Source organism: Actinoplanes missouriensis 431 (assembly GCF_000284295.1).
GTDB classification, from domain to species: domain Bacteria; phylum Actinomycetota; class Actinomycetes; order Mycobacteriales; family Micromonosporaceae; genus Actinoplanes; species Actinoplanes missouriensis.
The window spans coordinates 5716669-5728912 of sequence record NC_017093.1 but is presented as its reverse complement, the minus strand read 5'-3'; the positions used below and the strand labels follow the sequence as shown (position 1 = coordinate 5728912).

The window sequence follows — 12244 nt, the reverse complement described above, 5'->3', positions numbered from 1 at the left end:
TGCCGGCTCGCCGGGGCGTCCGCGCGTCGGGGGCTCGCCGGGGCGTCCGCGCGTCGGCGGCTCATCGGGGCGTCGGCGCGTCGGCGGCTCATCGGGGGAGCCGTGCCGTGATCGCGAAGCCGCCGCCCGGGCACGGTCCCGCCGTCAGCTCCCCGCCGAAGAGGGCGGCCCGTTCCCGCATCCCGATCAGCCCCTGCCCGCCACCCGCCGGCGCCGCCGCGACCGGACCGTCGTTGACCACCGAGAGATGCACCCCGTCCCCGCGATAGGCGATGCCGACCGTCACCCGCACCGGCCCGGCGTGTTTCAGCACGTTGGTGAGCGCCTCCTGAACGATCCGGTACGCCGACAGGTCCACCGCGGGCAGCAGCGGCGCCGGCGTGCCCTCCCGGCGCACCGTCACGGTCAGCCCCGCCTCCCGGACCTGGGCTATCAGCTCGTCCAGACGATCCATCCCGGCCGGCGGCAGCACCGTGACGCCGCTCTCCTCGCCGCTCTCCTCACCGCGGAGCAGGCCCAGCGTGCGGCGCAGCTCGCCGACCGCGTCCCGGCCGCCGGACTCGATGCTGCGCAGCAGGTCGTGGTCGACGTCGAGCCCGGCCTCCATCCGGCGGCGCACCACGCCCGCCTGGATCACCATGACGGTCACGCTGTGCGCCACCATGTCGTGCAGCTCGCGGGCGATCCGGACCCGTTCCTCCATGACCGCGTCGTGCGCCTGCTGCCCGCGGAGGTCGGCGAGCACCCGCGCCGACTCCGCGCTGCGCCGGGCCTGCGCCGCCACCCCCAGCCCCAGTAGGTAGGGCGCGATCGGGAAGAAGATGTCGGCCATCGGATCGCCGGGGTTGAACCCGAAATACATGGCGAAGGTGAACGCGACGGCCGCGATGCCACGCTTGTCGGACGGCCGCTCGCGGCCCACCGTGTAAGAGATGATCATCATGGAGACGACCTGCCACAGCCGGAAATTCACGGTCCTCTCGTCGGCGATGGTCGCCTCGACGTAGAACACCTGCGTCGCGGCCAGGGCGTTCGCGACCATCGCGAGCACCGGGATCCGCCGGCGGAACAGGATCAGCAGGGTGAAGCCGGCCAGCGCATAGGGCCACCAGCCCCCGGGCATCCGGATGGTGAACTCCTCGAAGAGCGCGAAGACGGCGAACGCCACCGCCACCGCCACATCCGACCGCTTCACGCTCACGCCACGACCGTAGGGGTTGGACTGTGCGGGGCGGACCCACCTCGGGGATGACTTCCGCATCCCCCGTGAGGGGGAGAACCGATCATCCCGGGTACGGGCGACGCCGGGCCCCGCGGTTCCTAGCGTCCGATGACATGTCTACCAAGGATGTTTTCGGCGCCGCCTGCCTCGTCACGGCGCCCGTGCTGCTGGCCGTGGCCACCGGGGTCGACCCGGCGCTGGGGCTCACCGAGGGCTACGGGATCTATCGTCAGCACCCGGACGGCGTACTGGCCCATTCGATCCTGCTGCACTGGGCGTGGGTCCTGTTCGTACCCGGTCTGCTCGCTCTCCTCGCACCCGTCCGCCGGCGCGGCGCCGTGCTCGCGCGGATCGCCTGGATCGCGGTCATTCTCGGACTGACCACGTTCTCCGCGCTGATGGCGAACGACTTCGTGCTCCTCGCCCTGGAGCAGACCCTGCCGGACGCCCAGGTGGCGGCGGTCGACGAGCGGTTCCAGTCGCTCGCCGTGACGATCGCCGGCTGGCAGTGGCCCGGCCTGATCGGCTGGGGACTCGCCCTGGTGCTCACCCCGATCGCGGCGGCACGCGGCCGCGTGATCAGCTGGTGGATCGCCGGGGCCGCGCTGCTCGGCACCGCCCTGTACTTCGCGTTCGCCATCTCCCCGGTGCCGCTCTGCCTGCTCGGGCCGCTGGTCATGACCGGCGCCTACGGAACAGCCGCCGCCCGCCTGCTGCGCCCGGCCACTCCCGCACCCGGCAGCATCGCGGCGGAGCCGGCCCTCCGCTCGCCCGCGGGCTCCATGGCGGAGCCGGCCCTCCGCTCGCCCGCGGGCTCCATGGCGGAGCCGGACCTTCGCTCGCCCGGCGGCCTCGCGGCGGAGCCGGACACCTTCGGGGCCTTCCGGCGCCGGTTCGGCCTCTTCTCCCTGTACGCGGCCCCGCTCACGTTCGCCGCCGGAATGGCCACCGTCCCGGACCACACCGGCGACATGGCCGACTCCCTGGCGTCGCCGGTGCAGACCCAGATCAGCGCGCTGCTCCTGCACCTGGGCTGGCTGCTGTTCATCCCCGCGGTCCTGCTGCTCGCCTCCGCCCGCCCCGGAAGGCGCACGCGGGCCGGAACGTTCACCAGGGTGGCCGCCGCGATCACCGTCCTCGCCTTGATCAACTTCAGCGGCCTGATGGTGGGCGACAGCGCCGACCTGGCCGCCCACCAGGTCCTGGACGAGGCGACCGCGACCCGGGTGAACGACGCTCTGGGCGGATACGCGGCGTTCACGTTCGGCTGGGCGCTCCCCGGCATGGTCTTCAGCCTGCTCGGCCTGATCGCGGTGGCCGCCGGCGCCGCAGCGAGCCGAACGGTCCGCTGGCCGGCGGCGGCCCTGGTGGCGGCCGGCATCGTGGCGTTCCTGTTCCTGGGCCTGGGCCCGATAGGCGTGACCGGCCCGCTCCTGCTGCTGGCCGGCTGCGCCCTGATGGCCCACGACCTGAACCGTCCCGCAGCCCTGCCCGTCCCGGCCCCCGCAGTCCCGGCCTGACCGGCCCCGGCGCCCGCGAGAGGGACGCCCGTCCGGGCACAGCAGCGCGGACGGGCCGGCCCGCCCGCGCGGCCCGGCACCGGCGGCCCGGCCCGGCCCGCTCGCGCGGCAGGCACAGCCCGACATCGGCGGCCCGGCGCCAGCGGCCCGGCGTTGGCGGGCTAGCTGTGATGTCCAGGGACGTTGGTCGAGGAAGTGCGACCACTCGATCTGACGATCAAGACCTGATCTTGTGAACAGATGAAGGCCTCCAACGGTGCAGTGGAGCTGTCACGGAACCACTCTCACCAGGCTGGAGGCCTTCATGTCCCACGCTAACGCCGCGCTGACCCCACGAGCGCGATTGCGGCTGGCGCGTCTGATCGTGGACCACGGCTGGTCACCCGCACGAGCAGCCGAACGCTACGACGTGTCCTGGCGCACCGCCGCGAAATGGGCCGGCCGCTACCGCGCTGAAGGCGAAGCCGGCATGCACGACCGCTCGTCACGACCCCACCGACAGCCGAACCGGACCCCGGCACCGGTGGTACGCAAGATTCTGCACCTACGCCGTAAACGACGCTGGGGTCCGGTCCCGATCGCCGATGAGATCGGCCTGGCAGCTTCCACCGTGCACGCCGTCCTGCTCCGCCAGCGAGCGAACCGGCTGTCTCACCTCGACCGTGCCACCGGCGAACCGATCCGCCGCTACGAACACGCCCAGCCCGGCGACCTGCTGCATGTCGACGTCAAGAAACTCGGCAACGTGCCTGATGGAGGCGGCTGGCGCTACCTCGGCCGTCAGCAAGGCAAGAAGAACCGGGCCACCACGATCGGCAAGCCACGCAACAAGCACTACAACCCCATGATCGGCACCGCGTTCGTGCACACCGTCATCGACGACCACTCCCGCGTGGCCTACGCCGAAATCCACGACGACGAAACCGCGGTCACCGCCACCGCAGTCCTACGCCGCGCGACCACCTGGTTCGCCGAACGCGGCGTCACCACCCGGCGAGTGCTGTCGGACAACGGCTCCGCCTACAAATCACACCTCTGGCGAGACACCTGCGCCGAACTGGGCATCACGGTGAAGAAGACGCGCCCTTACCGGCCTCAGACAAACGGCAAGATCGAGCGTTTCCACCGCACCCTGGCCGACGGCTGGGCCTTCGCCAAGCTCTACACCTCGGAGAAAGCCCGCCGCGCCGCACTACCCGCATTCCTGCACGACTACAACCACCACAGACCCCACACCGCCATCGGCAAACTGGCACCCATCACCCGGTTGAACAACCTGGCTGGACATCACAGCTAGCACCGGCGGGTCGGCGCCAGCGTGCCGGCGCCAGCGGCCGGGAGCCAGCGGCCCGGCGCGTCAGAGCAGCTCGGCGTCGTGGACCAGCAGGGCGATCTGGACACGGTTGTTCAGGTCGAGTTTCGTCAGCAGCCGCGACACGTGGCCCTTCACGGTCGGCACGCCCATCCCCAGATCGCCCGCGATCTCGGCGTTCGAGCGGCCGTGCCCGACCAGCACCGCGACCTCGGTCTCCCGGCCGGTCAACGCGGCGAGCCGGGCCCGCGCCAGGGCCCGCCGGTTGCCGGCCGCCGGGTCGGCCACGTGGTCGATCAGCCGGCGGATCGCCGTGGGGGAGAGGGTGGCGGCCCCCGACGCCACGGTGCGCACCGCCTCCAGGATCTCCCGGGGCGGCGTGTCCTTCAGCAGGAACCCGCCGGCCCCGCCGCGGAGGGCCTCCAGCACGTACTCGTCCACGTCGAACGTCGTCAGCACGATCACCTGCGGCGCGTTCGGCCGGCCCCGGATGCGCCGGGTGGCGACCAGGCCGTCGACGCGCGGCATCCGGATGTCCATCAGGATCACGTCGGGCCAGTGCGCCTCGGCGGCGGTCACGGCCTGCGCCCCGTCGCCGGCCTCACCGACGACTTCGATGTCATCGGACCCGCCCACCAGAATCCGCAGACCGGCCCGCACCAGCGGATCGTCATCCACCAGAAGCAGCCGGATCGGCCGGACCCCGCCGCCGGCCCCGGGCGTCAGACCGGTGGTCACGCCGGCCACGGCAGCTCCGCCTCCAGCCGGAACTCCTCACGTTCCGGCCCGAACCGGACGGTCCCGCCGGCGAGCGCCACCCGCTCCGCGATGCCGATGAGGCCGAGGCCGTCTCGTGGGGCCGCTGCTCCACCCGTACCCCCGAGGGGGTTGATGATCGTGATGCGCAGACCGTGCCCGGCGGCACCCCGCACGCGCACCGACGCGGCCGGCCCGGACCCGTGCCGGTGGGCGTTGGTGAGGCCCTCCTGGATGATCCGGTAGGCGGTGCGGCCGAGCACGACCGGCGGACCGTCGGCGGGCACCACGCTCGTGAAGTCGACGCTCATCCCGGCCTCGCGCACGCCCGCCACCAGCTCCGGAAGGTCGCCGAGACCGGGCTGCGGCGGCTCCGGCCGGGTGCGCGCCACCCCGACGACCGCCCGCAGCTCGTCGAGGGCATCGTGCGCGCCGGTCCGGATCGCCCCGGCCGCGATCGACAACTCCTCCGCCGAGACCGTCCCGCGCACCTCGAGGGCGCCCGCATGCAGGCTGATCAGCGACATCCGGTGCGCGAGAACGTCGTGCATCTCCCGCGCGATCCGGGCCCGCTCGGTGAGTCTCGCCTGGTCGGCGCGGAGCTGCTGCTCGGACTCCAGACGGGCGGCCTGATCGCGCAGCGAGGCGGTGAGCCGCCGGTACGCCTGAGTGAACAGTCCCCACCCGAGCGCCGCCGCGGTGACCACGCCGCGCATCGCGAAATCCACCCAGATGTCGGCGGCCGGTCTGTCGTGCAGCAGGAAGTAGAGGCCCGCGGTGGCCACGTTGAGCGCGCCGAGCAGGATCGGCACCCGTGCGGGCAGGCGGATCGCCGCGGTGAAGAGGGCGATCAGAATCGGACCGGTGGCCATCACCGAGATCGCGCCGAGCGGCAGCAGCGCCACCGTGACCCCGAGCGGATGTCGTCGCCGGACCAGCAACGCGGCCGCCGCGGCGACCCCGGCCGCCACGTCGGCAGGCAGGGGCAGGAAGGCGCCCGGATCGGCCGCGTCACCCAGCACCACCATGACCGACCCGTAGGCCAGCGCCAGGACGATCGCGATGCCGTCGGCGAGCCGGTCACGAGGACCGGTGTCGCCGGAATCCGGCACCAGCAGGGCGAAGAACATGTCCGAAGCCTAGAAGCCGGGGCCGCCGCCGAACACCTACCAAAGTATCGCCGGCGGTATATCCCCCGGCCGGTGTGCGCTGACCAGGGCCGTCGCCATCGTATTCACCATGATCTGGATGCTTCCCGCCGTGCTCTGGGGCGCGGTCTCCGCCTGGTGGATGCCGCGCGGCCCTCTCACCTCCGCCGACGCCCTCCTGACGATCGCGATCAGCTTCGCCGTGGGCCTGCTCGCGGCCCGCTCCCGCCGGGCGTTCCTGGCAACCCCTTTCCTGTACGCCGTGACCTGCGAACTCGTCCGACTCCGCACCTCCGGCCCGTCCGTCGACGCGCCGCACCTCAGCCCGTTCGGCGTGATCGCGCTGGTCACCGGACGCGGCGTGCACGGGGTGCTGGCGCTGCTGCCGATGATGCTCGGCGCGCTGGCGCCCCGTCTGCTCCGGCGCCGGATCCTCGGCGGGACGGCGGCCGCTCTGCTGGCGACACTCACCGTGGCCGTCGCGATCCCGGCCCGCACCCCGCCGATCCCCGGTGGCATCGCGGAACTGACCAGCGTGGACGGCCTGAGCGTGCTGATCCGGGGCCGGGACGCCGCGCGGCCGGTCCTGCTGTTCGTGCCGGGCACGCCGGGCGGCTCGGAGCAGGGCACCATGCGGACCCGGCTGTCCGGTCTGGAGGAGACGTTCGTGGTGGCGACCATGGACCGGCGCGCGTATCCGTCCCCGGACGTGACGGTCGACGACGAGGTGTCCGACGTCCTGTCCGTCACCGACTACCTGCGTGACCGCTTCCACCAGTCGAAGATCTACCTGCTCGCCTTCTCCGGCGGGTCGATCCCGGGAGCGCTGGCGGCCCACCGGGAGCCGTCCCGCTATCACGCCTACATCGGGACCGGCCAGGCCGTGGACCTGCTGGCCAGCGATCGGATCTTCTACACGGACATCCTGGCGTGGGCGCGCTCCACCGGTCGCCGGGACGTGGCCGATCGGCTGGAGCGTCAGGGCGTACCCCCGTACCGGGATTTCTGGGGTTACGAACCTTTTCTTCAGTACGAGAACGCGGCCTACGGACTGCCCACGCCGGATCTGGATCTCGGAGCGTCCGAGTACACGCCCCTGCGGAAGGCGCACACGATGACGGCAATCATGGACACCTGGCACACGCTGTATCCCCGGATGCAGGAGGTGGACCTGCGCCGGGACGTGCCCGACCTGGCGGTGCCCGCCTACTTCGTCCAGGGTGAGCGAGAGATGCGCGGGCTGGCCGAGCTGTTCCAGCCGTGGTACGACGCGTTGCGGGCGCCGTCCAAGCGGCTCTTCGTGCTGCCCGGCGGGGGACACCGGGCGATGTTCGAGGACCCGGACGGCTTCACCGCCGTCATGGCCGGGATATCACGCTAAGGTCAGGCCCGGATCGGGGTCGGGTTCCGGAGCCGGCGCCGGGATCCGGTACTCCTCGGTCAGCGTGGTCATCGGGCCCGGCCAGGTCGCCTGCGCCACCTCGATCGGCTTGCGGGTCTCGTCGAACGCGACGTGCAGCAGGTGCAGCACCGGGGTGTCCGGCCGGATCTGGAGGATCTCCGCCTCCTCCCGGCTGGGCTGCCGGGCGCTGATCGTGTCGGTGGCCTGGGCGTACCGGCGGCCGATCGCCTCCTCGGCCTCCTGGTAGAGAGGGCGGCCGAACGCCTCCAGGCGTTCCAGCGAGGTGCCGCTCGCGTCGGTGACCCGGAACCAGGACGCGCCGAGCTCGACCGTCGCGTCGTCGGTGCGGACCACGTGCCGGCGGACCAGCAGCTCGGTGCCGTCCCGCACCCCGAACGCGTCGGCGACCTCCGGCGGGGCGGGCTCGCGGCCGACCCGGACGAGCTGCTGGCGGTACCGGGCGGCGAGGTCGGCGTGGTATCCCCGGTGGGCGCCGTACCGGCCACGGGAGAGACGGTTCAGACGGCGGCGGGTGCCCCGGACATACGTACCGGATCCGGGTTTGGTGATCAGGATGCCCTCGACCCGCAGCTGGTCGACGGCGCGCTGGACGGTCTGTTTCGCCACCCCGAACATCTCGGCCATGGCCGGGATCGAGGGGAGCCGCTCGCCGGGCTGCCAGTCGCCGCGCCGGACCCGCTCCTTGAGCTGGTTGGAGATCTGCCGATGGGGAAACTCCGGGTTGCCCGGATTGATCGTCATCTTCCCTCCCGCGCCTTTGGCTAGGTTCCTAGGATGCCCTATCCAGGGTGCGCTGGGGCGCAGTGACACGCGGGAAAGACTTGAATGAATGCGTTTAACGGCTACATAGCTGTTAGGTATCTAGCGCTCGCGGGTAGTTGCACCCCATACTGAACGCAGATTAAGTGGGGAGGCCCACATGAGGAGAGGCGCTCAGGGCCAACTGAGCGCCTCTTCGGGCTCTCCGTCACATGTCCGGAGGGAGTGCCCCTGTGTCCCCTGCCATCTTGGAGCACCCTCCTTTCTCGTGCAAGCCCCTGGGAGGAGGGATGGAGATGCCGGTCTTCTATCGAGGTCCGCGGGCCTACATCACGCATCGGGTCATCGAGGTTCCCGAGTGTGGCCGCCGGCGGTATCCGGTCGACGGTCTGTCCGACGTCCGGGTCGTCGTGGACGAGGTGGTGCCGGCGGCTCCCGGCAGTCGCGTCTCGGGCGTGTCCGCGCTGGTCGCCGCCGTGGTTCAGCTGAGGGTGGTGGGCCCTTCGTCGGTGCCTGTCGCGGCCATGTTGTTCCTGGTCCTGGGCGCCTGCGCCGTGTTCTGCCTCGTCCGCCGGCCGCGGCGCCGGTGGCGGCTGCGTGCCGGCTACCAGGGCCGAGCCGTGGAGATCTTCACCTCCGAGGACTCGCGTGAGTTCGCGGAGGTGCGCCGGGGCCTCGTGCGCGCTCTCGAGTACCACGACTCGTGACCCCCGGTGTGTGTCCGTTTTGCCGGAAGGAGTAATCTGCGGTGCTATCGAAGCAACATAGCTGTTGGCGATGTTGCTCTTGCGCCCTTTACGTACTGCTTTGTTGGGGAGCGGCATGTCAGACTCGCAGGGTGAACTGCCTGCCGTCTCGCGACGGCGGGTCCGGTTGGCCCTGCGGGCGGCTCGCGAAGCCACCGGCTTGAGCCAAGGCGCGGTGGTCAAGGAACTCGGCTGGTCGCTGTCGAAGCTCCAGCGGGTGGAGATCGGTGAGGTGGCGATCTCGCCGACCGACCTGCGCGCGCTGCTCGACCACTACGGGGTTGCCGACGAGGGACGCATCGCGCGGCTGACCGATGACGCGCGGGTCGCGCGGCGCGAGCGGTACTGGACCGAGCAGGACGACCGCCAGTCGCTGCCGGCGGGCCTGCGCCAGCTCATTCAGTTCGAGGAAGCCGCCTCGATCATCCGGATCTATCAGATCGGTGTGGTGCCGGGCCTGCTGCAGACCGCGGAGTTCGCCGGCGCCATCCTGGGCTGGTGGGATCAGAGCCTGAGCGAGGAGGATCGCCGCATCCGGTACGAGCATCGGCTGGCCCGGCGTGAGCGGGTGATCGACCGGGACGGTGCTCCGCGGCTCCAGCTCGTGATCTCCGAGTCCGTGCTCCAGCACGAGGTCGGCGGATTCGAGGTGACGGCCCGGCAGTTCGAGGAGCTGGTGCGGGTCGCCGATCGCCCCGGTGTCCAGGTGCGGGTGCTGCCGTTCAACGTCGGGGCGTACACGAGTTCGTACGGGTCGTTCACGATCGCCCAGTTGGACGACGCCGACGCGGAGGACGCGGTCCTCTACCGCGAGGTCTACCTTCAGGACGAGCTGATCCAGGACCCGGACGTGGTCAGCGACCATCAGAAGGCCTTCGAGCGCTTCTGGGGAAAGCTGGCCTACGACGAAGAGGTCAGCCGGGCGATGATCGTGGCCCGCATCTACGAGTTGAAAGCCTGGGAGGCGCGGGCCAAGGCTGCCGGCGCCGACAGTCCGTAGAAGACGTACGTGGGGTTCTGCGACGTCTTCGGTGCCCCACGTCCTTTGATGATGATGAAGACGAAGGATTGGGGCGGCAGCACCATGCACGACACCACGACGGAGTGGCGGCGTAGTTCCTTTTGTGCGGACACCTCCTGTGTAGAGGTCGCCGGGTCCGGAGACAGTGTGCTGATCCGGGACGGCAAGCGTCGTGACCAGGGCGAACATCTGGAGTTTTCCAAGGAGGACTGGGCCGGATTCCTCCGTGACATCGAAGGCGGGCGATACGCTGGGCTGTGAGGCGCCGTCCCGCCGGACAAGACACGGAGTGCATGGAGCCGTACCCTAGGTAGTCACCGTGTGGGGAGTGAGCCATGAGCGAAACGTCCGATCGGGAGCTCGTCTGGCACCGGCCATGTGCCGACAGCAGTTGCGCCGAAGTCGCAGTTCAGGACAACGACGTCCTCCTCCGCAGTTCCGAGCGCCCCGCAGAGATCATCACGTTGTCCGCATCCGAGTGGTCAGCGCTCAAGGAGAGCATCCGGCGAGGAGACTTTCCGGTGTGAGAGCACGGCGGTCCCGGTGTGAGAGCACGGCGGTCGCGGTGTGAGAGCACGGCGGTCCCGGTCGACACCCGGGACCGCCGTCTCGTCTCACCAGGACCCGGCCGTCGGTCCCGCCGACCCGCCCCGCCGGCGCAGGTACTTCTCGAACTCGCTGGCGATCTCGTCCCCGGTCAGCGGCTGGATCCCCGCGTCCCCCACGCGCTCCTCCAGCTCCCGCACGTACTCCCCGAGCTCCGCGTCCTGCTCCGCCGCGGCCCGCACCCGCTTCTCCCACTCGTCGGCCTGCTCGGCGAGATCCGCCATCGGCACCGGCAGGTCGAGCACGTCCTCGATCCGGCTGAGCAGCGCCAGCGTCGCCTTCGGGCACGGGGGGTTGTTCGCGTAGTGCGGCACGTGCACCCAGAAGGACAGCGCGTCCACGTCGGCGCGGGTGGCCGCCTCCTGCAGGACGCCGACGATGCCGGTGGGCCCGTCGTACCGGGTGGGGACCACGTTGTACTTCTCCGCGACCTCGCTGTGCGAGGCGCTCCCGCTGATCGGGAGCGGCCGGGTGTACGGAACGTCCGCCAGCAGCGCGCCGAGCAGCACGATCCGGTTCACCTCGAGGCTGTGGCAGATCTCCAGGACGGACTCGCAGAACGTGCGCCACCGCATGCTCGGCTCGATGCCCCGGATCAGGACCACGTCGCGGTCGCTGCCGGGCGGGCTCGCCACGGTGAACCGGGTGGTCGGCCACTCGATCTTGCGGGTTTCGCCCTCGGCCATGGTGATGGTGGGGCGGCTGACCTGGAAGTCGTAGAAGTCCTCCGGGTCGATGCTGGTGATCTCCTTGGCCTGCCACACCTGTTCGAGGTGTTCCACGGCCGCGGTCGAGGCGTCCGCCGCGTCGTTCCAGCCCTCGAAGGCGGCGATAGCCACAGGCGAGCGGAGGATCGGGAGGCCGTCGAACTCAGTCATGCAACACAGCCTACGTGCGGCTTCGCGGAGGCACCCGGCGGCCGCGCCGTGGATCCGGCCACCCGGAGTCCGTCATCTATCGGATCAACCGGGTGAAATCCGCGCATAATCGCACCATGACCGACCACGTGGATCAGGTGCTCGGACCCACCGACGACACCGTGAGCTTCGTCCAGGCACGCGGCATGTTCTTCGTGACAGCCCTCTGGGTGCTCGCCGCCACCTGGGCGCCGATGCTCGCCCTGTACCTGCTCATCAAGATCGCGGCGGGCCACCGCCCGGAGCCCGCGGACATCGTGATCTACGTCGAGGCGGCCCTGATCGTGCCGGCCGTCTCCGCGGCCGTGGTGATGCTGATCGTCTGGCGCCGGCTCGGCTGGCTGCACACGTCCGTGCACGGGCTGGACTTCGCCGCGACCGGCCGCCGCCCGGTGCACATCCCCTGGTCCGGCATCGCCTCGGTGGCTCTGCACGGCCGGGGCGCCTTCACCGAGTTGATCGTCACGCCGGTGAGCGACGACTACGCGACGGAGTTGTCCGGAAAAGGCGGGCATCCCCGCATCCGCCGCCGCGGCTCCGAAACGGCCTATGTCGTGGACGTCGGACTGATGTCGCCGGGTCCGGAGGTGCTCCTCGCCGAGCTGCATCGGCGCGTACCCAGCAAGGTTTGACGTCGTTCCGCCGAGGGCGAGGCGACCGTGTCCCTGAGAAGCAGTCACCTGCCGGTCCAAGCCCCGGCGCATCCCACCGCCGCCCCCGCCGCCCTGCCGAAGCCGTCACGTTCGCCGCCGGCACACCGCCCGGTCACCCTGCCGAAGCCGTCACGTTCCCCGCCGGCGCACCGCCCGGTCAC

Annotated in this window: 12 protein-coding genes; 7 read left to right on the top strand and 5 right to left on the bottom strand. The window is 70.9% G+C overall.

Going from position 1 to position 12244, the window contains the following annotated elements:
- Nucleotides 1-88: 88 nt before the first annotated feature.
- A complete protein-coding gene (locus AMIS_RS26490; protein WP_172666628.1) occupies nt 89-1201 on the bottom strand; it encodes a sensor histidine kinase in 1113 nt (370 codons plus the stop codon).
- A 134-nt stretch (nt 1202-1335) separates the two neighbouring features.
- On the opposite strand from AMIS_RS26490, the gene AMIS_RS26485 reads away from it, so the two are divergent.
- Nucleotides 1336-2742, top strand: coding sequence for a hypothetical protein (locus tag AMIS_RS26485; RefSeq protein ID WP_014445495.1), 1407 nt, complete (start codon nt 1336-1338; stop codon nt 2740-2742).
- 304 nt (nt 2743-3046) lie between these two features.
- The gene (locus AMIS_RS26480) at nt 3047-4039 is read left to right on the top strand and encodes an IS481 family transposase (protein ID WP_014445494.1); all 993 of its coding nucleotides are present in this window, start codon (nt 3047-3049) and stop codon (nt 4037-4039) included.
- A 60-nt stretch (nt 4040-4099) separates the two neighbouring features.
- Here the strand turns inward: AMIS_RS26480 and AMIS_RS26475 are convergent, their stop codons facing one another.
- Together AMIS_RS26475 and AMIS_RS26470 are read right to left on the bottom strand one after the other, a co-directional pair.
- Entirely contained in the window at nt 4100-4792 is a 693-nt protein-coding gene (locus AMIS_RS26475) for a response regulator transcription factor (RefSeq protein ID WP_014445493.1), read from the bottom strand.
- A complete protein-coding gene (locus AMIS_RS26470; RefSeq protein ID WP_014445492.1) occupies nt 4789-5940 on the bottom strand; it encodes a sensor histidine kinase in 1152 nt (383 codons plus the stop codon). The genes AMIS_RS26475 and AMIS_RS26470 overlap by 4 nt, the downstream gene beginning before the upstream one ends.
- Before the next feature lie 109 nt (nt 5941-6049).
- On the opposite strand from AMIS_RS26470, the gene AMIS_RS26465 reads away from it, so the two are divergent.
- On the top strand, nt 6050-7339 hold the full coding sequence (locus AMIS_RS26465) for an alpha/beta fold hydrolase (protein ID WP_014445491.1): 1290 nt from the start codon (nt 6050-6052) through the stop codon (nt 7337-7339).
- Here AMIS_RS26465 and AMIS_RS26460 read toward each other — a convergent pair.
- Entirely contained in the window at nt 7331-8122 is a 792-nt protein-coding gene (locus tag AMIS_RS26460; RefSeq protein WP_014445490.1) for a GntR family transcriptional regulator, read from the bottom strand. The genes AMIS_RS26465 and AMIS_RS26460 overlap by 9 nt on opposite strands.
- A gap of 308 nt (nt 8123-8430) precedes the next feature.
- Between AMIS_RS26460 and AMIS_RS26455 the strand changes: the two genes are divergently transcribed.
- The 3 genes from AMIS_RS26455 (at nt 8431) to AMIS_RS26445 (ending at nt 10168) form a co-directional block, all read left to right on the top strand.
- Nucleotides 8431-8847, top strand: coding sequence for a DUF6232 family protein (locus tag AMIS_RS26455; protein ID WP_014445489.1), 417 nt, complete (start codon nt 8431-8433; stop codon nt 8845-8847).
- Nucleotides 8848-8962: 115 nt separating this feature from the next.
- Nucleotides 8963-9886: a helix-turn-helix domain-containing protein gene (locus AMIS_RS26450; RefSeq protein ID WP_014445488.1), complete on the top strand. Its 924-nt coding sequence runs from the start codon at nt 8963-8965 to the stop codon at nt 9884-9886.
- Nucleotides 9887-9934: 48 nt separating this feature from the next.
- Nucleotides 9935-10168 (top strand): DUF397 domain-containing protein, encoded by a 234-nt coding sequence (locus AMIS_RS26445; RefSeq protein ID WP_231859092.1) that lies wholly within the window; start codon nt 9935-9937, stop codon nt 10166-10168.
- Nucleotides 10169-10521: 353 nt separating this feature from the next.
- Here AMIS_RS26445 and AMIS_RS26440 read toward each other — a convergent pair whose 3' ends face one another.
- Nucleotides 10522-11391, bottom strand: a complete 870-nt coding sequence (locus tag AMIS_RS26440) for a PAC2 family protein (protein WP_014445485.1) — start codon at nt 11389-11391, stop codon at nt 10522-10524.
- Nucleotides 11392-11507: 116 nt separating this feature from the next.
- Between AMIS_RS26440 and AMIS_RS26435 the strand changes: the two genes are divergently transcribed.
- A complete protein-coding gene (locus tag AMIS_RS26435) occupies nt 11508-12062 on the top strand; it encodes a hypothetical protein (protein WP_041830078.1) in 555 nt (184 codons plus the stop codon).
- Nucleotides 12063-12244 lie beyond the last annotated feature (182 nt).